We start from the raw sequence: 24,040 nt of genomic DNA on the forward strand, positions 1-24,040 counted from the left end.
GCTCCCGATGGCCGCTCCTGCCGGTACCCTCAGCCCGAACCCGCTTCTCTTACGAGCCGGTACGGACCTCGTCCAACGCCATGGCAGGACGCAGGCGGCGAAGCGGGGAGCGGCTGTAGCGGAACTCGCCGGCTCCGAGCACCGTGAGCGACTCGCCCGTGCCCTCGATCGTCGAGCCGTCGGCCACATAAGCGCCCTCGCCGACGATCGCACGGTGCACGTGCACGCCGCGGCCGATTCGGGCTCCCGGCATGATGATGCTGTCGGTGATCGTGCTGCCTTCGCCGATCTGGACGCTGTGGAACAGGATCGAGCCTTCCACCGAGCCTTGGATCCGGCAGCCGCGCTGCACGATCGAGTTGGACACTTCGCCGCGCCCTTCGACATAGACGGCAGGGCTCAGGTCCAGGGACGGCGTGTACATCGGCCATTCCGGACGGTTCAGGTCGATGACGCCGTTCAGCAGGTCCATATGGGCCTCCCACAGGCTGTCCGGCGTGCCGACATCTTTCCAATAGCCTTGGAAAGGAAACGCGACGACGTTGCTGCCCTCGGAGAGCAGCTGCGGTATGATGTCCTTGCCGAAGTCGTGCGAGGAGCGGGTGGAATCGGCATCTTTCAGCAGCGCTTCCTTCAGATCGGCCCAGCGGAAGATGTAGACGCCCATGGAAGCGAGGTTGCTTTTGGGCTCGGCCGGCTTCTCCGCGAACTCGGTCACCTGCTGGCGCTCGTTCGTATTCATGATGCCGAAGCGGGAAGCCTCGCTCCACGGCACTTCCTTGACCGCGATCGTCGCAGCCGCGCCGCGCTGCTTGTGGAACGTCAGCATTTCCGTGTAGTCCATCTGGTAGATATGGTCGCCGGAGACGATCAGCACATGCTCCGGATTTTCCTGTTCGATGAAGTCGAGATGTTGATAGATGGCGTCTGCCGTCCCGACATACCCCTTCTTTTCATCGGAGGAGCAGAGCAGGTCGATGCGGGCGTTGTCCCAAGCCTGGCCGTCCGCGATGTGCTGCGTGATCGATTGCTTCATATATTGGCAGAGCACGCCGATCCGGTTGATGCCGGAATTGACGCAGTTGCTCAGCGGGAAGTCGATGATGCGGTAGCGGCCTCCGAAATGAACCGCAGGCTTGGCAAGGCGGTTCGTCAGAGGGGCGAGGCGTTTTCCTTCGCCTCCGGCAAGAAGCATAGCTAGGCAAGTGTTGGATTGAATCATCAGGTGGTACCCTCCATTTTTTCGCTCGGAATATCGTGTCTAGGTAATAACTAAACGACATGGAACACTTTGAAACCGAGATGAAAACAAGCGAGCCTTGCGGTCAGGCGATCAAGGGCCGGCTCTGGGAGCAGATGGAACCATGTGGAAAGGGCCCGAATGTTTCATGGGCCGCAAAGCCAGGGTAGAGATAGCCTAGGCTGAGGACAGGCCGCCCGCTGGCGGCTTCCCGATAAGACCGACTACATCCAACTGGAGGGATTTTCCATGAAACCAAGCATTCAAGTCGTCGAGAACGGCACGGACGCGATGTCGGCCGTACGTGAGCTGAACCGTCGCGGTTACGGACGGGACGAGATTTATGTTCTGGCCCACGACAAGGACCAGACGGATCGGCTGGTCGAAAATTCCGATGCGAACAAGATCGGCATGTCCGAGGAAGGCGTCTTCGACTCCATGGCCAACATGTTCCGCTCCCGCGGAGACGAGCTTCGCTCGAAGCTGGAGTCCGTCGGCTTGACGGACCTCGAAGCGGAGCGGTACGAGGAAGTGCTCGACCAGGGCAAAATCCTCGTCATCGCCAAAACCCACTGAATGATCGAAATCTCGGCCCCGGAGAGCGCAGCTCTTTCCGGGGCTTTTCCATCCCCGCTTTCGCTTATCTTCCTCCCTTCTTCCGCTTCTTTAAGAGGATTAATTATTCCGATCTCGCAGATCGGTTATCCTAAATGTAAAGATTCCCTATCGATAGATATATTCCCTTTATCTGACATGAACATTTTTCCCTTCGCCGTTCGCCCGGCGTATGGATGGCTTCTCCGGCTTTCCGCAGGTATACTGATGAGATGGAAACAGCGGAATCGGGAGGTTGATAGATATGGATCACATGCCCGCAAGCGCCCCGTCGATACCGGTCGTCCTGCTGGGGGGCTTTTTGGGAAGCGGCAAGACGACGCTGCTCGCCCGCTTGGCCGAGCGGTACCGACAGCAGGGCAAGCTGGCTGCCGTCATCCTGAACGAGCTGGGGGACGTCTCGTTCGGCGAGCTGCCGGAGGCCGACATGCCGGTGACGGAGCTGCTGAGCGGCTGCATCTGCTGCTCGATGAAGGCGGACCTGGCCGCGGAGCTGCTGCAGCTGGCCGACCGCAAGCCGGATGTCATCCTGGTCGAAGCGACCGGAGCGGCCAATCCGCTGGAGCTGGTCGAGAACGTCATGGAAGCCTCGTTCTACCGCCCGCTTCATCTGGGAGCCGCCATCACCGTCGTCGACGGTCCGGCATTATTGAAGCTTCGCAAAGGAAGCCGGAAGACGTTCAAGCTGCTGACGGACGGCATTCGCTGCGCGACGCATCTGGTGCTCAACAAGGCCGACGGGCTGCACCCGGAGGAGCGGGTCGAGCTGGAGCAGCTGCTGCGGGAGCTGAACGGCGGCGCCAAGCTGGCGGTGGCGGTGCGGGCCGCCGTGCCGGACGGCTGGCTGGACGGCCTGGACCGGAGCGGCAGGGCGATATCCGGGGAGGAGCTCCGCAAGCTCCAGCAAGCCCCCGCCGAACCGTTCGGCGACGCCGGACCTGGCTCCGCGCCGCTCGAGCCGCATGAGCACCTGCTGGCGGTCACCTTTCGTCCGGACCGGCCGTTCGACAGCCGCGCGTTCGAGCGGCTGCTTCGCCGGCTGCCGGAGACGGTCTACCGGGCCAAGGGCATCGTCACCTTCACCGATATCCCGAGCCGGTATCTGGTGCAGGTCGCGTTCCGCGAAGCCGACTTCACGCCGACGCTCTCCACCGCTCCGGATGCGATGGTTTTCATCGGGGAGCATTTCTCGCGCGAGGAGCTTCTTCGGGAGCTGGCGGGGCTGGAATAGCGGCAGCCGACTTTGGCGCCGATCCGGCGCCTTTTTCTGTTTCACGCTTCGAATCTCGTGGTAAATGAAGGAATCAAGCCTTACAGACGATGGCTTCACGACGAGGAGGAAGGCGCATGAAACGGATTGTCGCCCTAGTTGCCGCTGCTTGCCTGCTGATGACAGGAGTTACGATCGGCGTGCTCATGCGTCCGGCTTATGCGCCTGCCCCCATGGCCGCGGCCGGACCGTCGGTCCCGGATGAGCTCGCGGCCGCCCTCGTCTCTCCGGCCTACTCGGCCTACCTGGATCTCGAGGCTTCCGAGCCTGCGGAGCCGGCCGAGACGGAGATGGACTTCAGCGAAGTGAACGGGGTGGGCCTCTATGACGCCAAAGAGCAGGTCGTGACCGAGATCGGCATCCCGCAGTCGGCGCAGCGCGACGAGCTGCTGCCCGAACAGACGGCATGGAGCTATCCCGGCATGGAAGTCGGCTTCAGCGGCGGCAGCGTGGAGTATGTAAGCGTGCCGGTCGGAGCCGACCCGATCCAACTCGAGAGCGGCAGCTTGCCGGTGTCGGTGGAGGGATGGGAGAAAGTGTTCGGAGAGCCGATGTTCACGGCGGACGACGGCGTCGGCTATGTCGACGAGCGCGGCTTCGCGGCCAAGCTGTTCCTTGATTCCCGCAGCGGAGAGCTCGTTTCCATCGATTTCTTCTGGTCCTCGTCCACGGAGTGAAATAAATGTCGATTCTTCTGTTTCAAGCTCGGCTCGAGAGGGTAAGTCAATTTCATAGCTGAATTTCGAAGAATACGGTCGCTGCCTCTGGAGGTTGCGGCCGCTTCGTGCGTACTTGGATGAGATGCCATCATTTTGTTGCAGATTCGGGGTGACGATCGTTTTCCCGCTCCTGTAAAATAGATGTTGAGAAATAGAGTGAGAGAGAATAGAAGTAAGCTATCTTCATCCAGAAAGATAGTCATCCTATAGAGGGGAATCGGTGAGCACCTACATGAAAATCCGGACGAAAGTTCAAATCGGCTTCTCCCTGCTGTTGGCGATCATCATCATCCTCAGCGTCGCAGGCGTACGGAACCTGTACAACATGAGCGAGCAGCTCAACGAAATTTACGACGACCGCTATACGAAGGTCTACATCGCGACGGACATGCGGGGCAATACCAATAACGTGGCCAAATACATGGTCAACGTGCTGACCGTCCCGACGGCGGAGACGGTCGAGAAAAACCGCGCGAACATCGAGACGACGCGCAAGAACGTGCTGGAGGGCATCGAGCGGCTTCGGCTGCTTTCCGTAAGCGAATCCGAGCTGAGCATGATGGAGGAGATTTCGAGCTCGGCGGCCGACTTCTTCGGCTATGTCGATCAGGCTCTATCGCTCGTGAGCTCGGGCAAGGGCGCGGATGCCGTCGCGCTGCGCGAAGCGCAAGGATTGTCGTTCCAGGAATCGCTGGTCGCCGATACCGACAAGCTGTCGAGCTATCACCGCAACGCCTTGACGCAGCTCGTCGAGCAGACGCGAGCGGACAACGAGGCGACGACGAACATCATGGTCGCCTTGACGGTGGCGGGCGTGCTGGCAGGTGCGTTCATCATGGCTTGGAATACGAAGTCGCTCGGCCGCGGCTTCCGCGGCCTGTCGCTGATGATCGCAGGCTTCGCCGAAGGAGGCTCGACGGCGGAATCCCGCCGGTTGGCGCAGAAGCAGGAGGGCGAGTTCAAGGAAGTGACGGATGCCTTCATCGCCCTTGCCGACGACCTGGATGAAAAGACCGAGGCGGAGAGAATCTACAACCAGAACATGCAGGAGCAGACCTGGCTCAAGACGAACCTCGCCAACGTCACCGTCGAAGCTCAGGGCATCACCGATCTGGACCGCCTGTCGAGCAAGCTGGCGGAGCTGATCGCGCCGCTCACAGGCGCGACGTACGCGGCGTTCTACGTGCGCGACCACATGGGCGAAGGCCAGACGCTGACGCTGCGCGGCAGCTACGCCGGCATGGAGGGCGGGCGCATGCGCTCCGTCGTCCGCCTGAACGAAGGCTTGACCGGCCAGGCAGCGGCCGATGGCCGCGCCGTGCATTTGACCGAGGTGCCGAACGACTACCTCAAGGTGTCCTCGGCTATCGGCGAGTCGGCCGTTCGGGAACTGCATATTCTGCCGCTTCACTATCAGAACAAGGTCATCGGCGTTCTCGAGCTCGGGACGCTCCAAGCCTTCACTCCGATCCATCTGGACCTGCTGCAGCAGGTCGGCGAGTCGGCCGGCATGGTGCTTCACAACCTGTTCGGCCGTATCCGCATCGAGGAGCTGCTGCGCGAGTCGCAGACGATGAGCGAGGAGCTGCAGTCGCAGTCCGAGGAGCTCATCAGCCAGCAGGAAGAGCTGCGCAGCTCCAACGAGCGCCTCGAGGACCAGACGAGGGCGCTCAAGTCTTCGGAGGAGAAGCTGCAGTCGCAGCAGGAAGAGCTGGAGCAGACGAACGAGGAGCTGCTCCAGAAGACGCATATGCTGGAGCTTCAGATGAAGGAGACGCAGAAGCGCAGCCAGCAGATCGAGCAGACGCGCGACGCGCTCGAAAAGCAGACCATCCAGCTGGGCCTCGCCTCCAAGTACAAGTCGGAGTTCCTCGCCAACATGTCGCATGAGCTCCGGACTCCGCTCAACAGCTTGCTTATCCTGTCGCAGATGCTGTCGGACAACAAGGAGGGCAACCTGACGAAGAAGCAGGTGGAGTTCGCGACGACGATCCATGGATCGGGCTCCGATCTGCTCAAGCTGATCGACGAAATTCTGGACCTGTCCAAGATCGGCGCAGGCAAGATGGATGTCGTCATCGAGCATGTTCCGATCCGCGACCTGGAGCAGTATGCGCTGCGCAGCTTCCAGCCGCTGAGCGCGCAAAAGGATCTCGAGTTCGGGACGAAGATCGACGAGGACGTGCCGACCGAGCTGTTCACCGACAGCCATCGCGTCAAGCAGATCCTCCGCAACCTGCTTTCCAACGCGTTCAAGTTCACGAGCCAGGGCTCGGTCAGCCTGCACGTGCGCAAGGCCGCCGAGGCGGAGGTTCCAGAGCAGGCCGAGGGCGAATGGATTTCCTTCGAGGTCCGCGATACGGGCATCGGCATTCCGGAGGAGAAGCAGGCGATCATCTTCGAGGCGTTCCAGCAGGTCGACGGCACGACGAGCCGCAAGTACGGCGGCACAGGCCTAGGCCTTGCGATCAGCCGCGATCTCGCCAAGCTGCTCGGCGGCGAAGTGAGGCTGACCAGCAAGCCGGGCGAAGGCAGCTCCTTCGTCCTGACGTTGCCCGAGTTCCACATCGCCAAAGGCCAGGCGGAGCCGAGCGAGCTCGTCTCGGGAGCAGGCTTCGGAAGCATGAACGAAGCGGCAGCCGCGCTGGCGCCGGCAAAGCCGGCCTTCGCGCCTGCTCCTCGCAGGCAGGCTGACGAGCCGGTCCGGGTGCCGCAGGAGGTCGAGGACGATCTGATGAACCTGGAAGAAGGCGACAAGGTCGTGCTCATCGTCGAGGATGACGTCGCCTTCGCCAAGGTGCTCGTCGACATCGCCCGCTCGCGCGGCTTCAAGGCGATCGTCGCCGGGCAGGGAGACAAGGGCCTGTCCCTGGCGAGGACGTATGTGCCGGACGCGATCCTGCTCGATATCCAGATGCCGGTCATGGACGGCTGGTCCGTCCTCCATCATCTCAAGAACGATGCCGATACCCGTCATATCCCGGTGCATCTGATCTCCGTCATCGACGAGGTCCAGCAGGGCCTGTCGCTCGGCGCGATCGCCTATCTCAAAAAGCCGGTCAGCAAGGAGCATCTCGACAACCTGTTCACGCAGATCGGACTGTTCCTGGAGAGGAACCTCAAACGGCTGCTCATCGTCGAGGACGACGAGGCGCAGCGGCTCGCGATCGAGGAGCTGATCGGCCATGACGACCTGGTCATCACGGGCGTCTCCTCGGGCAAGGATGCGCTGCGCGAGCTGACCGAGCATCGCTACGACTGCATGGTGCTCGACCTCGGGCTGCCGGACATCAGCGGCTTCGAGCTGCTGGACCAGATCCGGAGCAACGAAGAGCTCCATGACCTGCCGATCATCATCTACACGGGCCGCGAGCTCGACAAGCGGGAAGAGATGATGCTCAAGAAATACGCCGAGACGATCATCGTCAAGGACGTCAAGTCTCCGGAGCGCCTGCTCGACGAGACGACGCTGTTCCTGCACCGCGTCGAGGCCGATCTGCCGGAAGACAAGCGGAGCGTGCTGCGCAAGCTGCACAGCGTCGAGACGATCTTCGAAGACCGCAACGTTCTGATCGTCGACGACGACATCCGCAACGTATTCGCTCTCTCCAACGTGCTGGAGGGCTACAAGATGAACATCATCTACGCGGAGAACGGCCGGGAGGCGATCGATCAGATCGAGAAGAATCCGGATCTCGATCTGGTGCTGATGGATATCATGATGCCGGAAATGGACGGCTACGAGGCGATGAGGCTGCTTCGAGCGGACAGCCGCTTCGACAAGCTTCCGATCATCGCGGTCACCGCCAAGGCGATGAAGGGCGATCGCGACAAATGCATTGAGGCAGGGGCCAGCGACTACATCGCCAAGCCGGTGAACGTCGACCAGCTGCTTTCATTAATGAGGGTGTGGTTGTATAAATAACAGCAAGCTTCGTCCAAGCGAGGCGGACGAGAGGGAACAAGTCGAGATCGAGCTGCTGCTGGAGGCGATGTTCCGGCTGTACGGGTATGATTTCCGCAATTATGCCTATGCTTCGATCCGGCGCAGGATCTGGCACCGCGTCCATGCCGAGCGGCTGCCCACGGTCAGCTCGCTGACCGACAGGATGATCCATGACCGCAGCTGCATGGAAAGGCTGCTGTCCGACCTGACGATCCACGTCACGGAGATGTTCCGGGACCCGGAGGTGTTCCGCTCGTTCCGCCAGAATGTCGTGCCGCTGCTCAAGACCTATCCGTTCATCCGCATCTGGCATGCCGGCTGCTCGACGGGCGAAGAGGTCTATTCCATGGCGATCCTCCTCCATGAGGAGGGGCTGCTCGAAAAAACCCGCATCTATGCGACGGACATGAGCGCTACCGTGCTCGATGTCGCCCGTCAGGGCGTCTTTCCGATCGAGCGGATGCAGCAGTACACGCGCAATTACCAGGACGGAGGCGGCAAGGAATCGTTCTCGGACTATTACTCGGCCCGGTACGAGTCCGTCATCTTCCAGAGCTTCCTGAAGAAAAATATCGTCTTTGCCCAGCATAACCTGGTCACGGACGGTTCGTTCAACGAGTTCCACGTCATCCTTTGCCGCAACGTGATGATCTACTTCAACAAGGACCTGCAGAATCACGTGCATGGCCTCTTGTACGACAGCCTCAGCATGTTCGGCGTGCTGATGCTGGGCACCAAGGAGTCGATCAACTTTACCCGGCATGCCGACAAATTCGACGACCTGGACCTCGTGAACCGGATTTACCGAAAGATCAAGTAGCCGAGCTGAGAGAGGGGGGGAACCATGATCTCTTATGACGGACCGATCAATATCCTGCTCGTCGACGATTATCCGGAGAACCTGCTCGCGATCGAGGCGGTGCTGTCCGATCTGGACTACAATCTCGTGAAATGCTTGTCGGGCGAGGAGGCGCTGCGCGCGCTGCTCAAGGACGACTTCGCCGTCATCGTCATGGACGTTCAGATGCCCGGCATGGACGGCTTCGAGACGGCGCGCATGATCAAGTCGAGGGAGAAGACGAAGGAGATTCCCATCATCTTCGTCTCCGCGACGAGCAAGGAATCGCAGCATCTGTTCACCGGATATGCGGTCGGCGCGATCGATTATATGCTCAAGCCGTTCGTGCCTCAGATTTTCCGCTCGAAAATCGAAGGATTCGTCGGGATGTACGTGAGCAACAAGAAGCTCCAGCAGCAAAAAATCCTCCTGCAGCAGCAGACGCAGGAGCTGGAGCGGATGAACAAGGAGCTGATGCGCACGGCGTATCAGCTGACCAAGGCGGAAGCGATCAAGAGCGTCATCAGCAGCACGTCGATGGATACGATGATTACGTTCGACGAAGGCGGCATCATTCTGACCGTCAATCCGTCGATCCTGCCGATGTTCAGCTATGCCGAGAAAGAGGTCATCGGCCGTCATATCCATGAGCTCGTCCCCGAGCTGTGCCTGGCACAGCCCGAGGGGATGACGGAGCAGACAGCCGAGGGCGTCTCGTCGGGACGCCTCATCGAGGTGATGCCCCTTCGCAAGGACGGCAGCCGCTTCCATGCCGAGATCAAGCTCGGCAGCACGCATGTCGACGACGAGCTCATCTACGCCTGCACGGTCAGCGACATCACCGAGCGCAAGAAGACCGAGCGCGAGCTGCTGACCGCCAAGGAAGCGGCCGAGATTGCGGACCGCGCCAAGACCGATTTCCTGGCGATGGTCAGCCATGAGATCCGCACGCCGATGAACGGCATCCTCGGCATGACCAATCTGCTGACGGAGACCGATCTCGACGAGGAGCAGCGCGACTTTACGGAGATTATCCTCAAAAGCGGGGACTCCCTGCTCGGCGTCATCAACGATATTCTCGACTATGCCAAGATCGAGGCCGGCAAGCTGGAGCTCGAACGGATTCCGTTCAGCCTCAAGAGCTGCCTTGACGAGTCGCTGGACCTGTTCATCGCCAAGGCGCGGGAGAACAGCCTGGAAATGCTCTGCATCGTCGACGAAAGCTTGCCGGAATACGTTTACGGCGACGTGACCAAGCTGCGCCAGATTCTGATGAATCTGGTGAGCAATGCGGTGAAGTTCACGCCGGAGGGACGGATCGAGGTGAGCGCGAGACCGGGCTCCGGCGCGTTCGCAGGGTCGGCCCGGGACATGACGGTCGAGTTCCAGGTGCGGGACACCGGCGTCGGCATTCCGGAGGAAAAGCTGGCGGACCTGTTCCAGCCGTTCTCCCAGCTGGATTCGTCGATGACCCGCAAATACGGCGGAACCGGCCTCGGCCTCGCCATCTGCAAAAATCTGGTGGAGCTGATGGACGGCTCGATCGCTTGCGTTCCGAACGAGCCTAGAGGGGCGGTGTTTACCTTCACCGTCCGTCTGGAGCGGGTGGAGGAGAAGCCCGGCTCCGGCCAGGCCGATCTGCCTCAGCCGAGAGCGGAAGCGAGCGCCGAGCCTCATCCGCGTTGGGAGGCTTCCCAGCCGTTTTCCTTTTCGGCGATGCTGAGCGATACGTTCGCGGAGATCGGCGCTGCGGCGATGCCGGAGATGGAGACGCTGCTGCCCGACCGGTACGGCGGCGGGGGAGTGCTGCCCTTTGCGCCGCCTTTGTTGGATCGTCTAGGGCGCTCCCGCAAGCAGGAGGCGCCGCGCGTGCTGGTGGCGGAGGACAACGAGGTGAACCAGAAGCTCATCCTCAAGCTGCTCGACCGCTTCGGCATCGAGGCGGATGTGGCCGAAAACGGCGAGCTTGCCGTCGAGATGGCGCTGAGCCGGACGTACGATCTGATCTTCATGGACATGAAGATGCCGGTCATGGACGGCTTGGAGGCGACGAGGCGAATCGTGGGGCAGTCCGGCTCGGCCTACCCGGCGATCATCGCCATGACGGCCAACGTGCTGCCCGGCGACAGGCAAAAATGCCTGGAGGCCGGCATGACGGACTACATCAGCAAGCCGATCCGGCCGGACATCCTGGAGACGGCCATCACCCGGCACCTGCTCGGCGAGCCCGCCGCCCAAAGGCAGTCCACGCATTAGTGGACTGCCTTTTCCTCTTCGGCTATAGTAGGGAGGATAAGGCGCGACAGCGGCTTTTTGAACCGTTAGAGAGGAGCTTCATCCGGTGTTTTTCATTCGCATGATCCAAAAAACCTACTCATCCCCTCCCCGGGTGCTGACAACCGGCTTCCTGCTGCTCATCCTGATCGGCACGGCGCTGCTCAGCCTGCCCGCTGCGTCGGCCAGCGGGGAGAGGATCAAGCTGCTGGACGCGCTGTTCACCGCCACCTCGGCGACTTGCGTCACCGGCCTCACGATCCTGGATACCGGCACCGTCTATTCCCGCTTCGGCCAAATCGTGCTGCTCGTGCTGTTCCAGCTCGGCGGCATCGGCTTCATGACCGCGGCCACCTGGTTCGCTCTGGCCTTCGGTCGCAAGATTTCGCTGAAGGACCGGCTTGTTCTGAAGGAATCGCTCAACCAGCATGAGATGAGCGGCATCGTACAGCTCGTCATCCGCATCTTTCTGTTCTCCGCCGCCATCGAAGGGCTCGGCGCGATCATGCTCACCCTAGCATGGATGGATCGGATGAGCTTCGGCGAGGCGGTCTACAACGGCATCTTCCATGCCGTGTCCATCTTCAACAATGCCGGCTTCGAGCTGTTGGGCGGATGGAGCCAGTTCGTCGACGATCCGGCGATCAACCTCGTCTCGATGACGCTCATCTTTTTCGGCAGCATCGGCTTCATCGTCATGGCCGACTTGATCCGCTGGCCGGAGAAGCGCAAGGTGTCGCTCCATACGAAAGTGGTGCTGTGGGCGACGGCCGTGCTGACGGTGGGAGGGGCCGTGCTGTTCTTCATCTTTGAATACACCAACCCGCGCACGTTCGGGCCGCTCGGCCTGGACGGCAAGCTGTGGGCATCGGCGTTCCAGTCGTTCAGCCTGCGCTCCGCGGGGCTCAACACGGTGCCGATCGCCGATTTGCGCCAGGCGACCCAGCTCATGATGGTCATCCTCATGTTCATCGGCGCCGCTCCGGGCTCAACCGGCGGGGGCATCAAAATCACGACGTTCGTCGTGCTGCTCGCCGGCATCGTCACGATCATCCGCGGCCGCGAGGACGCGGTCGTCTTCCGCCATCGGATCGCGGCTCGGGAGCTGTACCGGGCGATTACGGTCACGCTCATGGGGGTGATCGTCATCGTCGCCGCGACGATGATCCTGACGACGGTCGAGGACGGGCCGTTCCTCGTCCTGCTGTTCGAGGCCGTATCGGCGTTCGGCACGGTCGGATTCAGCCTCGGGGCGACCGTGGAGCTCACGGACCCGGGCAAAGGCGTCATCATCGCCCTCATGTTCATGGGCCGGCTCGGCTTGCTGACGCTCGCCTTCGCCTTCCGCTCCAAGCCCAAAAAAGAAAGCTTCCGCTATCCCGAAGGAAGAATCATCATCGGCTGACCTTCGTTCGATCGTCAAGAAAACGCCTCGGATCTCGCATCCGTAGGCGTTTTTTTTGACGGTTGCCCAAGAGAGGCGCTCATCCCCGGAGCAGCGATTCCGCGCCGTCGAGGTAAATCTCCGTGCCGGTCACATGATCGGAATCGTCCGAGGCGAGAAACAGCGCCAGCTTGGCGGCCTGCTCGGCCGATCCCGACTTGCCGGCCAGCGGCTGGGCGCCTGCGGGGAACTCGACCGGAATCGCAATCTCCTCCACTTCTTTCTTGAGGTCGGTGCTCTCGTCGATGGACGTATCGATCGCGCCGGGGCAGATGGCGTTGACGCGGATGCCGAACTGGGCGAGCTCCAGCGCCGCCATCTTCACGAGCGCGACCTGTCCCGCTTTGGACGTGCTGTAAGCGCTCATGCCGAAGCTGGTGAACACCCGGTTGCCGTTGATGGAGCTCGTGACGAGGATGCTGCCGCCCCCCGCTTGCTTCAGCCGAGGGATGGCGTGCTTGATCGTGAGGAAGGTGCCGGTCAGGTTCGTTTCGATCGTGCGCGACCACTCCTCCGCCTTCATGCTCTCGAGCGGCGCCAGCGTTCCGTTGACGCCGGCGTTGGCGAAGACGATATCCAGCCTGCCGAACGCCTCGTCCGCTCGCCGATAGGCGTGTTCCAGCTGCTCCTCGCTCGAAATGCTGGCCTCGACGGCCAAGCAGCGGCCGGCTCCAGGCAGAGCCGACAGCTCGTTGCAGGTCTGCTCGAGGCGCTCCTGATTGACGTCGACGAGCACGACGTCGGCCCCCTCGCGGGCAAAGAGCAGGGCCGAGGCTTTGCCGATGCCGGAGGCAGCCCCGGTAATGAAGGCGGTTTTTCCTTTCAAGCGCATGCGAACACTTCCTTTGCGGAATCGTTTTGCATCATCATTACCCCGTGGCGGTGGCAGAATAAACCGGATGAGTCGATGGTTGTACGGCCTATGGAAACGGGTAAGAATGAGCAGAAATTCGAGAAAGCGGGGGATCGGCGTGAGCGGGGCGGAGGAGAAAGGGAAGGAGCCGCAGTGGCGATGGAAAAGGTTCGACCGCTGCGAGCAGGCGGCTCAGGAGCTTGACGAGCAGCCGGTGCTGGCCCAATGGGCAAGAAACAGCGCCAGCCGGGATACGAACTATTTGTCGGCGATCTCGCTGCAAGGCGAGCAAAACGCCGTATTTGGAACGCTGGTCAGCGGCAGGGCGGATGACGAGGGGAGCCGAAGCTCGCATTTCCATTTCCTGCTTCGGAAAGATGCGCTCTACACGATCGGCTTCCAGGAGGAGGCGATCGTCGAAGGCTGCGAGAAATCGGCTTTGTTTTTCGAGCACGCGGAGGACGCCGACTCGCCTCTGGACGGCTTCATCCACCTGCTCGCCGGCATCATGGAGCCGTTCTTCGAGGGCATGGACCGGTTCGAGGCGAAGCTGCGCGAGATGGAGGACAGCTTGCAGGAGCGGAACGGCGGCTACATGTTCCATCGGATCGTCGAGCTCCGCGCAAGGCTGCTGCACTGGACCGGATTGACGCGGCCGATCCGCGAGATCCGCTACGCGCTGGAGGAGGCTTTCCCGGAGCAGATGGAGGAGAGCCGCATCGACCAGGCGCTGCAGTCCCGGCTCGAGCGCATGATTATGCTGCAGGACGAATACAGCCGGGAGCTGGAGTCGCTGCTGCTGCTCGAAGAGAACCTTTCCAATTACAGGGGCAACGAGATCATGAAGACGCTCACCGTCTTCACCATCCTGTGCACGCCGATGATGGCCATCGGGGCGATCTGGGGCATGAACTTCAAGCATATGCCCGAGCTCGAGTGGAAGGCCGGCTATTGGATCGCGCTCGGCGTCATCGGCGGCTCGACCCTCGCCGTCTACGTCTGGATGCGCGCGAAGGGCTGGATGGGCGATCTGCTGCGTTCGGACAACCGGCGCGAGAAAATGTAAGGCGGCGGTTGTTTAACAGCTGAAGCAAGCGGTTTAATAGCTAGTACGGCAGCGCTAACGGCACTGGCCGAATCTGCCTCACTCGATGAGGTACCAATAGGCGGTGTTGATGATGTCCATCAAATATCGGAATACTTGCTCTGACATCGAGATTCTGGTCAAACACGAAGAGTCGGATGCGGTTGCTCCTTATCGGGTCAACATTCAAAGCTCCAAAAATCCGCTCAGCTTCGGCAACAATCTGGCGAGCTACGATTCGGAGGAGCAAGCGGTGAAGACCGCTGAAAAGCTGTGCGGCTACTATGCGGCCGCCAAATCGAACGGGTACTATATGAAAGGCAAGGCGTTCACGAAGCCGGACTGCGAGGATATCGAGATCGCCGACGTGCTGGAGCGCGACCTTAACGAGGACCAGTTCAACAGCCTGCTGAACCGTCAATCGATCGAAGGTTGATCTTCTTCGACTGCTACGACCCCTTTCGAAAGAAAGGGGTTTTTTGCATGTTCATGGAATAAGATCGCTCGTGGAAGGAAACGGTAAAAACGTACCAGAATCCATCCCGAAAGAAGGAACGGATGAATGAACCACATTGCCGCCAAAACCAGCGCATGGCTGCTTGCGGCCGCCATCATGGCGTCTGCGCCGACCGCAGCGGCAGCCGCGGCGATTCAGCCGCAGCCGTCCCAAGCTCCGGCCTCCGCGCCGGACCGCATCGAATCGCCCCACGGAGAGCTTCGCCATCCGAAGGGCCATCCCGGCCATCAGCGCTACCGCAAAGCCCACAAGCAGATGATGATCCGCGAGGCCGTCTCGTTTTTCGGCTTGAAGACGGAAGGCAAGAGCGAGGAGCAGCTGCTTCAGGAGATTCGCGAGCAGAAAACGAAGCAGCCGGAAAAATGGGCGCAGTTCAAGCAGCAGCTCCATGCGAAGAAGCTGGAGCGGATGAAGGCGTTCGCCGCCGCCCAAGGCATCGACACGAACGGGTTGAGCGAGCAGCAGCTCCGGGAGAAGCTGCGCCAGCTCCATCAGGAAGGGAAGCTGAAGCTTCCCGAGCGGCCGTCTGCGCCGACCGCTCCCGCGCCTGCTCCTAACGCCTGAAGGTACGGCGCTTGAAGCGGAGCGGCGCTGCAGCAAGCAGCCGCACGAAAGGACTGCCTCCAAAAGGTCGTTACATGGACCTGGAGGCAGTTCTTTTCTTTGGGCTTCCAAACTGAAAGAAAAAGTGATATCATATTTATATCAAGATGATGTGGGGGGAATGACGATGCAAGAACGAAAGGCATGGCACACCAATGGCTTTGGCGCGGCGCTGCTCGGAGTCGTCGCTATTGTCGGAGCTGTGTTTCTGTTTATTGGAAGCGACGATACCGGATTTGGTACGGCGGGATACGTCCTTGGCGCAGTGCTTCTGCTTGGCTCGCTCATCCTGTTCAGCGCGCTGACGATCGTCCAGCCGAACCAGGCCAAGGTCATCACTTTTTTCGGACGGTATAAAGGCACCGTGACCGACAGCGGACTTTGGCTCGTCATGCCGTTCAGCGCCAAGTCGCAGGTTTCGCTGAAAGTGCGCAATTTCAACAGCCAGAAGCTCAAAGTGAACGATGCTTCGGGCAACCCGGTCGAGATTGCGGCCGTCGTCGTCTTTCGCGTCACGGACACGGCCAGGGCGAGCTTCGAGGTCGACGACTATGAGACGTTTGTCGAGATTCAGAGCGAGACGGCGATCCGGCATCTGGCTGCGCAGTACCCGTACGATACGTACGAGGACGAGAGCGCGGTGTCGCTGCGCGGCAATGCGGACGAGGTGAGCGGACGGCTGCTCGCGGAGCTGCAAGAGCGTCTGACGGTAGCGGGAGTCGAGGTTCTGGAGACGAGGCTGTCCCATCTGGCATACGCGCCGGAGATCGCCGGCGCGATGCTGCAGCGTCAGCAGGCGGAGGCGATCGTATCGGCCCGGCAGAAGATCGTAGATGGAGCGGTGGGCATGGTCGAGTCTGCGCTCAATCAGCTGGAGGCCCGCGGGGTCGTTCTCGATGAGGAGCGGCGGGCGGCGATGATCAACAATCTGATGGTGGCGATTGTCTCGGAGCGCGGCACGACGCCGGTCATCAATGCAGGAACGCTTTACAATTAGGAGCATCCGCGATGCCTAAGGAAAGAAAGTCCTTCCCGCTCCGGATGGACCCCGAGATTTACCAGGCGATCGAGTCGTGGGCGGCCGACGAGTTTCGAAGCGTCAACGCGCATATCGAGTTCCTGCTCCGCGAGTCGCTGCGAAAATCCGGGCGCTTGAAGCGGGGCGCTCCGCCTGAGCCCCCGCAGGAGGGGCAGACGGACTGAGTTCGCTGCCGCGCCTCTCGACCGCGCGCATGACGCTGCAAGCGCAGGCGCTGTGACGGTCAGCCATAGCAATCGTTCTTTCGTATACGTCAAAAGGCTCCAGTGCCCGGGATCGGGCGTCTGGAGCCTTTTTCTATGCTGCCGTTCGCTCCTGGGCGGAGCGGATGAGTCTGGCAAGGATGATGCTATCGGAGTTATCAGCCTTTTACAGCACCCTCGGTCATGCCTTTCTCGATGTACTTCTGAATGAACAGATAGACGATGAGGATAGGCACGACGGTCAGGGAGACGGCGCTGGCCATGAGGCCGAAGTCGGTTCCGTACTGGGAGCTGATTTCGTTGAGCAGCGCCACGATGGGCCGGACGTTTTCCTTGTTGACGAAAATCAAGGCCGAGAACAGATCATTGTAGGACCAGAGGAAGACGAAGATGCTTGCCGAAGCGAAGACAGGACGGGCGATCGGGAAGAATATTCGGGTGAACATGTTGAATCGGTTGCAGCCGTCGATAAAGGCCGCTTCCTCCAGCTCTTTTGGTATGGTCGCCATATAGGCGGTCATGACCAGGATCGCGAAGGTCAGGTTGCCGGCGGTATGCGGAAGGATCAAGCCCCAATACTGATTGACGAAGCCCCACTTGATAAGAAGCTCGTATACGGGCACGACCGTGGCGAACGACGGAATGAGCAGCGTCGCGACGAGCAGGGAGTTCAGTGCGATGCGCCCGCGGAATTTGAAGCGCGACAGCACGTATGCGGCCAAGCCGCCTAAAATGAGGACGAGCAGTACGGTCGACCCCGACATGATGAGGCTGTTGGCGTACGCCTTTCCGATGTTGATTCGCTCAAACGCCGTTTCGTAGTTCGTCAGCACCGGCGACATGGCGAGGGAGAAGGAATCGTTCATGACGTCGTTCGACATTTTGAAGGAGTTGTTGATGATCCAGAACATCGGATAAATCGTCGTCAGCGCCCATAGCGAGAGGCAGACATACATGAACGCCATTCCAAAGGGGAAACGCTTGCCGGCTCGTTGTTGTTGGACAGGTATGGTTTTCACTCCATTGACTTGCTGCATCTGCTTCCACCCCATAACAGGTTAATAGGTGATCTCTTCTTTTTTGAGCAATCGGTTCGTAATGAGGGACAAGACAAGGCCGAACACGACGATGTAGATGGCGATCGTCGAGCCGTAGCCGAAGTTCTGGTCCACGAGCGCTTTTTTGTACATGTAGGTGCCGAGCACCTCCGTGCCGTTTTGGCCGCGGGAGAGGATCCAGACGAAGTCGAACACCTTGAGCGTGCCGGTAATAGCCAGAATGAGCACGACCTTGATGTCGCTCAAAATAAGCGGAATCGTCAGCATCGTCGTTTTTTTGATGCCGGAGATGCCCTCGAGCTTGGCCGCTTCGTAAAAGTCCGAAGGAATTTTGGACATCGCGGTCAGGAAGAGGATGAAATAGAAGCCGACGTAATGCCAGACGGTCGGAACCGCGACGGCTTTAAGCGAGCCGGTCTCGCTCAGCCAAAGGATCTTCTCGATGCCGAACCCGGAGAGGGCATTGTTCAGCATGCCGAACTGATAGTTGTAGATCAGCACGAACAGCAGGGAAATCGCCGCGCCGGAGATGACGATCGGGAAGAAGAAGACGGTGCGGAAGAACTGCTTTCCTTTGGAAATGTTGTCGACCATGACGGCGAGCACGAGGGCGATGCCGACTTGGAACACGATCGTGTAGAGCATGATCTCCAGCGTGTGCAGCGTCGCTGCGCCGAGCAGCTCATCCGAGAACATCCGCTTGTAGTTGTCGAGCCCGACGAATTTTTTATCGAAGAAGCCGGACGTGCGGTAGAAGCTCAGATACAAGCTCTTGAGGAACGGGTAGTAGACAAATGTGGAAATGAGGATCAGCGCTGGCGCCAGGAACGCCACGATATACTTCTTATCACCCTTCATACAATCACCTTTTTTGCTCGTAATGGATGGAACTGGAGGCGGAAATGAACTCGCCGCCCATGCAGTCAGAGGGGCGGCGAGGGTGAATTATAGATGGACTGCGAGAGAAGCAGGATTACTTCTTGTTCGCCTTTTCGATCTTCTCCGCTGCTTCGAGCGCTTGCTTCGCCGTTTTGTCGCCTTTGACGACCGCTTGCACGTTTTGACGGATCGTCGTGAACGTCTCAGGTGCCAGGTAGCTGTCGATCGGCGAGTTCACGGACGTCGAGTCCGCGACCATTTTGAAGCCGTCGAGCGCGACTTGCGGCAGGCCTTCGATTTGAACGTCGGCCGCTGGCGTGCCGCCGTTTGCCGTTGCGATTGCTTTGATCGAATCTTTGTTCGTCAGGTATTTCAGGAGGGAGACAGCAGCATCTTTCTTGTCGGCATTGTCAAACGTCGATTTGGAAAGGTAGAAGCCGCTTCCGAAGCCGCCGACAACGTCTTTGCCGGTGCCTTTGCCGCCTGGTGCTGCCGGGAACGGAAGAACCGTCGTTGTTGCCTTGACTTCGTCGGACATGCCGCCGATGGCCCACGAGCCTTCGAGGTTCATCGCAGCCAGGCCTTGGGAGTAGTAGTTCGCTGCCATCGTCAGGTCGATCGTGGAAGCGTCTTTTGCGAAAGCGCCCAGGTCGCCGAGCTCCTTCAGCTTGCCGATGCCGAGCTCCCACTCCGGATTGATGCCGTTCAGCAGGCCCGCTTTTTGGCCTTCGGAACCGGCTGCGCCGAGGATGGAGTGCTCGACGAGGTAGTGGGACTGGTCGAACGGCGCTGCCAGCGGAATGACCTTGTTCTCAGCCAGCGTCTTGATTGCTTTCGTCAGCTTGTCCCAGTCGGTCGGCAGCTCCAGGCTGTATTTCTCGAAGATCGCCTTGTTGACGAACAGGCCTTCGTAGAAGCCGGTCAGCGGAGCGGCGTAGATGTTGCCGTCCGGTTGCTTGACGGATTCCAGCGCGGAAGGAATGAAGCCGTTTTTCCACTCGGCGTCTTCGTCGAGCAGGCTGTTCAGAGGAACGACCTTGCCGGCGTCTACGAAGCCTTTGGCGTCGGCGCCGACGAAGTAGAAGAGCAGGTCCGGTTCGTTGCCGCTGTTCATGTCGGAGTTGACTTTCGTCCGGAAGCCGTCGTCGTTGGCCGACATGACGTCGTTTTCGATTTTTACGTTTGGATATTGGGCGGAGTAGTCGTCGAGGAGCTTTTGGAACGCCTCGCGGGCTGCGTCTGTGCCGCCGAACGTAGAGAATACGCGGAGGGTCACGTCTTTAGCCGGAGCTTCGCTCGGCGCGGCGCTTGCGCTAGGAGCCGGGCTGGAGCTGGCGGCGCTGCCGTTGTTGGCGTTGTTGCCGTTGCTGCCGCAAGCGGTGAGGGCAAGCACGGTAGCCATGGAAAGCGCGGCCAAAGCCGTTGTGGATTTCTTCTTCAACATTGCGAAAATCCCCCTTGAATTCGTTGTATCGATTCTGCAAGATTCGTCATCTCGCTTACCTAAAGTGTAGGCTTTGCGGAGCGCACAGCCAAGGCAAGATTGGTTCGCTGGATGGGGGACATTCCTATGGGGAGGGAGAGTATTCATCGATAACCAAGGGGGATTATTCTCTTCTTTTCCTTTCGCCAGACACTCGACTAGCGGCCTGCAGACGGCGCTGCTGCTGCAATCGAGCCGATCGGGAAGGCTGCTGCGGACCCGCGGGGTTTCGTCCATCGGACGATCGCAGCGCCGGGACTTTAGACCCAACTCCTTCCTCCGCTCCGCGAAAGCCTTGGAGGATGCCGCGTCCTGGAATTCGGCTTCATCTAATATTCAGCGCCGCTCTCCCGCTCGGAGCCGGCTCGTCAATCTCGTCCGCATAAAAGGCCAAGTCCCCTCATAGACATGTATCAGCTTAGGAAAACTCAACGAGCAGAGGGGATGAGAAGATGCATCGCATAAGCTTGATCGCGGCTCTGATGGCCTGCTTCATTCTGGTGCTGGCCGGATGCGGCAAAAAGGATGCGGGCTCCGTGGTGAAGGAGCTCGGCAAGCTGCAGGAGAAGACGGAAACGTATCAAGGTTCGGGAACGATGACGCTGCATACGGCTACGCAGCCGCTTCAGTACAAGGTCGACGTGAAATTCCAGAAGCCGAACTACTACCGGATCGCGCTGACGAACGAGAAGAAGGACCTGACTCAGATCGTCCTGCGCAACGATGAAGGCGTGTTCGTCCTGACGCCGAGCCTCAATAAAGTGTTCCGCTTCCAAAGCAACTGGCCGGAGGAGCAGGGGCAGGTATACCTGTACCAGACGCTGGTGGAGAGCATCCTGAAGGACAATTCCCGCCAGTTCGCCAGCGACAAGGAGAGCTATGTGTTCGACGTCATGGCGAACTACCAGAACGCCTCGCTGGCCCGCCAGAAAATCTGGCTGAGCAAGGACAACTATGCTCCGAAGCAGGTCGAGGTGAGCGACTCCAACAGCGCCGTGCTTGTGGACGTGAAGTTCGATTCGTTCAAATTCAACGAGAAGCTGGAGAAGAGCGTGTTCGATACGAAGGCGAACCTGCAAAGCTCCCCGGCAGCCGGCTCGCAGCCGACGACCGCCGTGCCGGAAGGCCAGGCGGGAGCAACGGACGGCACGGTGACCGATGACGCGGCAGGCGCCGATCCGGAAGCAGCCGAGGAGGACGGCAACGCGTCCGGGGGCGGAGTCGCCGCCGATCCGTCGAGCTCGAGCTTCATCCCGATGGAGCCGTCCTACCTCGGTCCGGAGGGCATCGCGTTCAAGGACAGCAGCGACATCGAATTCGGCGGCAATCCGGGCGTCATGCTGCGCTATGACGGCACGTACAGCTACACGCTGATCGAGACGCAGCCGGACGACTACGCGTCGGCGGCAGGCACCGGACGGATCGTCGATCTCGGCTACACGGTCGGCCAGCTGAGCGAAGGTCAGCCGATGACGCTGGCGTGGACCTACCAAGGCACCTATTTCCGCCTCACTTCCGATAATTTGCCGGAGAACGAGCTGATTCAGGTCGCGCAGTCGGTCGTCGACGACATGACCAAGTAAAGCGAGCGAAGCGCCGCAGGCCGCGGATGGCCGCGGCGCTTTGCCGGCTTCTGCCGGGCTTTCCTCTGCCAACAGGTGGCAGCCGGACGGAGGGCTTCGTTCATTGACACTGCCGGGCATCGAGGGTACCATTAGAGGCATTGGGTTTTCAAGCGAAAAGGGATGAAACAGGTGGAAACTTATTACCGTCCGACCCGCGCCGAGATTTCCCTCGATGCCCTGCGTCACAACATCGGGGCATTCAGGAGCTCGACGCCGGAAGGAATGAAGCTGCTCGCTTCGGTCAAGGCCAATGCCTACGGCCACGGACTCGTTCCGGTCTCGCGGGAGGCGGAGGCCTGCGGCGCCGATTATCTCGGCGTCGCCTTTCTCGACGAGGCGGTCCGCATCCGCAGGGCCGGCATCGCGATGCCGATCCTCGTCCTCGGGTACGTGCCGGCGCATGCGCTCGGTCTCGCCCGCTCGCTGGACATTACGATCGCCTTGTACCGGGACGACGTGCTCGAGGCGGCGCGTTCGCTGCCGATGGACGGCTCCCGCCGGCTCAAGGTCCATGTGAAGCTCGATACGGGCATGGGCCGGCTTGGGCGGCTCGCCGACGGCTCCGGCGACGCGATGCGCTTCATCGAGGAGGCGCTGCGCGTGCCGCAGCTGCACGTGGAGGGCATGTTCACGCATTTCGCCAAGTCGGACGAAGCGGACAAGAGCTATACCGAGCTGCAATATGCGCGTTTCGCGGCCGTCTCGGACGAGATCCGCAGGCGAGGACTGCCGATCGGCATTCTGCACAGCGCCAATACGGCCGCCGGCATGGACACGCCGGAGCTCGGCGGAGACATGCTGCGGCTCGGCATCGGCATGTACGGTCTGTATCCGTCGGACGAGGTGGATCGGACCAAGCTGTCGCTGCAGCCGGTGCTCTCGCTGAAGTCCGAGCTCGTGCATGTCAAGGCGCTTACGGAGCGCTGGGGCATCAGCTACGGCACCCGCTACTTCGCGGAGCGGGGCGAGCGCATCGGCACGATTCCGATCGGCTACGCGGACGGCTTCAGCCGGCTGCTGACTGGCAAGGCGCATGCGCTCGTGCGCGGCCAGCGGGTGCCGGTCGCCGGCACGATCTGCATGGATCAGTGCATGGTGGCGCTCGACGCGGCCGAGGCGGCGACGGGATCGCCGATCGCCGCCGGTGAGGAAGCCGTGCTGATCGGCCGCCAGAAAGACGCGGAGATCACCGCGGAGGAGCTGGCCGCGCAGCTCGGCACGATCAACTACGAGATCACGTGCATGCTCGCTTCGAGGGTGCCGAGAGTCTACGTAAGGGGCGGCGAGATCGTAGAGGTCGAGAATCCGCTTTCGCACGGTTGATGTCATTTTTTGCGGTCGGCAAGCAGGAATATCGTCGCGATACGGCGAATTGCCCCCACAGGGGGCTCCCGCCTCGCCTGTTCTAGAGCATACAGGCACCTCATAGGTATGGTGGAGTATAGCCTATTTGCATCGGAGACATAATGGTAATGGGCTTTGACAAGTTTTGGAGGTGCGAGTTGGTGGCCAATGTACAGAATACCAAACGAATCATGATCAGCATTCCGGATCATCTGCTGGAAGAAGTGGACGGCATTGTCGCCAAGGAGAATTCCAACCGCAGCGAGTTCATCCGCCAGGCGATGAAGCTGTATCTGGTGGAACGCAAGAAGCGTCAAATCCGTGAGTTGATGCAGAGAGGTTATCTGGAAATGGCTAAAATCAACCTGAACATGGCCTCGGAAGCTTTTCAAGCGGAGGAAGACGCTGACCGGGCGCTCGGCCGTCTCGTAAGCGGGGTGTAGCGATTGATCGTCAAACGCGGAGATGTGTTTTTCGCTGATCTTTCCCCAGTCGTAGGGTCCGAGCAAGGCGGCGTGCGCCCCGTGCTCGTGCTTCAGAACGACATCGGCAACCGCTTCAGCCCGACCGTCATCGTCGCCGCCATCACGGCCCAGATCCAAAAGGCCAAGCTGCCGACGCATGTCGAGATCGACGCCAAGGAGCACGGCTTCGACCGGGATTCGGTCATCCTGCTGGAGCAGATCCGGACGATCGACAAGCAGCGTCTGACCGACAAGATCACCCATCTCGACGACGAGATGATGCGCCATGTCGACGATGCGCTGCAGATCAGCGTCGGGCTGATCGACTTTTGATTCGGGCGCGGCCCCGGCGCCAGGGTGCCATGAGGTCGCTGCCCGGCAGCTTGAACGAGCACCGTGCTAAAAAAAGCTTTACAGCCCTTTATCCGATTGATATTATGAATTCAGTCAAATATGGAATGCGATGGCAGACATCGCATCAGCTCGCGAAGAACGCAAGCGGTTGAACCTCCCCGAGGTTCCTGCTTGCGTTTTTTATTTTG

21 protein-coding genes and 1 pseudogene are annotated in these 24,040 nt (G+C 60.3%); 17 read left to right on the top strand and 5 right to left on the bottom strand.

Going from position 1 to position 24,040, the window contains the following annotated elements; genetic code table 11:
* Window positions 1–49: 49 nt before the first annotated feature.
* Window positions 50–1,222 carry a glucose-1-phosphate adenylyltransferase gene (locus tag HGI30_RS06135; RefSeq protein WP_235680338.1) on the bottom strand — a complete coding sequence of 391 codons (1,173 nt, stop codon included), beginning with the start codon at window positions 1,220–1,222 and terminating at the stop codon, window positions 50–52.
* A gap of 267 nt (window positions 1,223–1,489) precedes the next feature.
* Between HGI30_RS06135 and HGI30_RS06140 the strand changes: the two genes are divergently transcribed.
* The 8 genes and pseudogenes from HGI30_RS06140 to HGI30_RS06170 all read left to right on the top strand — a co-directional run bounded on the left by HGI30_RS06140 (window position 1,490) and on the right by HGI30_RS06170 (window position 12,307).
* Window positions 1,490–1,816 carry a YflT domain-containing protein gene (locus tag HGI30_RS06140; protein ID WP_028600585.1) on the top strand — a complete coding sequence of 109 codons (327 nt, stop codon included), beginning with the start codon at window positions 1,490–1,492 and terminating at the stop codon, window positions 1,814–1,816.
* A gap of 283 nt (window positions 1,817–2,099) precedes the next feature.
* Window positions 2,100–3,086, top strand: a complete 987-nt coding sequence (locus HGI30_RS06145) for a CobW family GTP-binding protein (protein ID WP_235680339.1) — start codon at window positions 2,100–2,102, stop codon at window positions 3,084–3,086.
* Between the two features lie 116 nt (window positions 3,087–3,202).
* Complete coding sequence (locus HGI30_RS06150; protein ID WP_168906839.1) at window positions 3,203–3,802, top strand: hypothetical protein; 600 nt, start codon at window positions 3,203–3,205, stop codon at window positions 3,800–3,802.
* 274 nt (window positions 3,803–4,076) lie between these two features.
* Window positions 4,077–7,769, top strand: coding sequence for a response regulator (locus HGI30_RS06155; protein WP_168906840.1), 3,693 nt, complete (start codon window positions 4,077–4,079; stop codon window positions 7,767–7,769).
* Entirely contained in the window at window positions 7,762–8,610 is an 849-nt protein-coding gene (locus HGI30_RS06160) for a CheR family methyltransferase (protein ID WP_168909756.1), read from the top strand. The genes HGI30_RS06155 and HGI30_RS06160 overlap by 8 nt, the downstream gene beginning before the upstream one ends.
* Window positions 8,611–8,634: 24 nt before the next feature.
* A pseudogene (locus tag HGI30_RS23735) lies at window positions 8,635–9,486 on the top strand (response regulator); the annotation flags it as partial.
* 36 nt (window positions 9,487–9,522) lie between these two features.
* Window positions 9,523–10,884, top strand: a complete 1,362-nt coding sequence (locus tag HGI30_RS23740; RefSeq protein ID WP_456238628.1) for an ATP-binding protein — start codon at window positions 9,523–9,525, stop codon at window positions 10,882–10,884.
* Between the two features lie 85 nt (window positions 10,885–10,969).
* A complete protein-coding gene (locus HGI30_RS06170) occupies window positions 10,970–12,307 on the top strand; it encodes a TrkH family potassium uptake protein (protein WP_328805251.1) in 1,338 nt (445 codons plus the stop codon).
* 79 nt (window positions 12,308–12,386) lie between these two features.
* Here the strand turns inward: HGI30_RS06170 and HGI30_RS06175 are convergent, their stop codons facing one another.
* Complete coding sequence (locus tag HGI30_RS06175; protein WP_168906842.1) at window positions 12,387–13,178, bottom strand: SDR family oxidoreductase; 792 nt, start codon at window positions 13,176–13,178, stop codon at window positions 12,387–12,389.
* A 106-nt stretch (window positions 13,179–13,284) separates the two neighbouring features.
* Here HGI30_RS06175 and HGI30_RS06180 point away from each other — a divergent pair, with 106 nt between their 5' ends.
* The 5 genes from HGI30_RS06180 (at window position 13,285) to HGI30_RS06200 (ending at window position 16,606) form a co-directional block, all read left to right on the top strand.
* On the top strand, window positions 13,285–14,265 hold the full coding sequence (locus HGI30_RS06180; RefSeq protein WP_168906843.1) for a magnesium transporter CorA family protein: 981 nt from the start codon (window positions 13,285–13,287) through the stop codon (window positions 14,263–14,265).
* Window positions 14,266–14,374: 109 nt separating this feature from the next.
* The gene (locus HGI30_RS06185; protein ID WP_168906844.1) at window positions 14,375–14,719 is read left to right on the top strand and encodes a hypothetical protein; all 345 of its coding nucleotides are present in this window, start codon (window positions 14,375–14,377) and stop codon (window positions 14,717–14,719) included.
* Between the two features lie 126 nt (window positions 14,720–14,845).
* Window positions 14,846–15,364 (top strand): hypothetical protein, encoded by a 519-nt coding sequence (locus tag HGI30_RS06190; protein WP_168906845.1) that lies wholly within the window; start codon window positions 14,846–14,848, stop codon window positions 15,362–15,364.
* Window positions 15,365–15,530: 166 nt separating this feature from the next.
* Window positions 15,531–16,400 carry an SPFH domain-containing protein gene (locus HGI30_RS06195; RefSeq protein WP_168906846.1) on the top strand — a complete coding sequence of 290 codons (870 nt, stop codon included), beginning with the start codon at window positions 15,531–15,533 and terminating at the stop codon, window positions 16,398–16,400.
* 11 nt (window positions 16,401–16,411) lie between these two features.
* Window positions 16,412–16,606, top strand: a complete 195-nt coding sequence (locus HGI30_RS06200) for a type II toxin-antitoxin system antitoxin (RefSeq protein ID WP_168906847.1) — start codon at window positions 16,412–16,414, stop codon at window positions 16,604–16,606.
* A gap of 197 nt (window positions 16,607–16,803) precedes the next feature.
* Here the strand turns inward: HGI30_RS06200 and HGI30_RS06205 are convergent, their stop codons facing one another.
* The 3 genes from HGI30_RS06205 to HGI30_RS06215 all read right to left on the bottom strand — a co-directional run bounded on the left by HGI30_RS06205 (window position 16,804) and on the right by HGI30_RS06215 (window position 20,302).
* Window positions 16,804–17,610: a carbohydrate ABC transporter permease gene (locus tag HGI30_RS06205; protein ID WP_168906848.1), complete on the bottom strand. Its 807-nt coding sequence runs from the start codon at window positions 17,608–17,610 to the stop codon at window positions 16,804–16,806.
* Between the two features lie 93 nt (window positions 17,611–17,703).
* Window positions 17,704–18,561 carry a carbohydrate ABC transporter permease gene (locus HGI30_RS06210; RefSeq protein WP_168906849.1) on the bottom strand — a complete coding sequence of 286 codons (858 nt, stop codon included), beginning with the start codon at window positions 18,559–18,561 and terminating at the stop codon, window positions 17,704–17,706.
* Between the two features lie 115 nt (window positions 18,562–18,676).
* Window positions 18,677–20,302 (bottom strand): ABC transporter substrate-binding protein, encoded by a 1,626-nt coding sequence (locus tag HGI30_RS06215; protein ID WP_235680341.1) that lies wholly within the window; start codon window positions 20,300–20,302, stop codon window positions 18,677–18,679.
* Window positions 20,303–20,517: 215 nt separating this feature from the next.
* Here HGI30_RS06215 and HGI30_RS06220 point away from each other — a divergent pair, with 215 nt between their 5' ends.
* The 4 genes from HGI30_RS06220 (at window position 20,518) to HGI30_RS06235 (ending at window position 23,831) form a co-directional block, all read left to right on the top strand.
* Window positions 20,518–21,648, top strand: a complete 1,131-nt coding sequence (locus HGI30_RS06220) for a LolA family protein (RefSeq protein WP_168906850.1) — start codon at window positions 20,518–20,520, stop codon at window positions 21,646–21,648.
* Between the two features lie 171 nt (window positions 21,649–21,819).
* On the top strand, window positions 21,820–23,013 hold the full coding sequence (gene alr / locus HGI30_RS06225) for an alanine racemase (protein WP_168906851.1): 1,194 nt from the start codon (window positions 21,820–21,822) through the stop codon (window positions 23,011–23,013).
* A gap of 182 nt (window positions 23,014–23,195) precedes the next feature.
* Window positions 23,196–23,477, top strand: a complete 282-nt coding sequence (locus HGI30_RS06230; protein ID WP_028600570.1) for a CopG family ribbon-helix-helix protein — start codon at window positions 23,196–23,198, stop codon at window positions 23,475–23,477.
* A gap of 3 nt (window positions 23,478–23,480) precedes the next feature.
* Complete coding sequence (locus tag HGI30_RS06235) at window positions 23,481–23,831, top strand: type II toxin-antitoxin system PemK/MazF family toxin (protein ID WP_028600569.1); 351 nt, start codon at window positions 23,481–23,483, stop codon at window positions 23,829–23,831.
* Window positions 23,832–24,040: the final 209 nt, after the last annotated feature.

The sequence above is a fragment of the Paenibacillus albicereus genome, from assembly GCF_012676905.1.
GTDB lineage: Bacteria > Bacillota > Bacilli > Paenibacillales > Paenibacillaceae > Paenibacillus_O > Paenibacillus_O albicereus.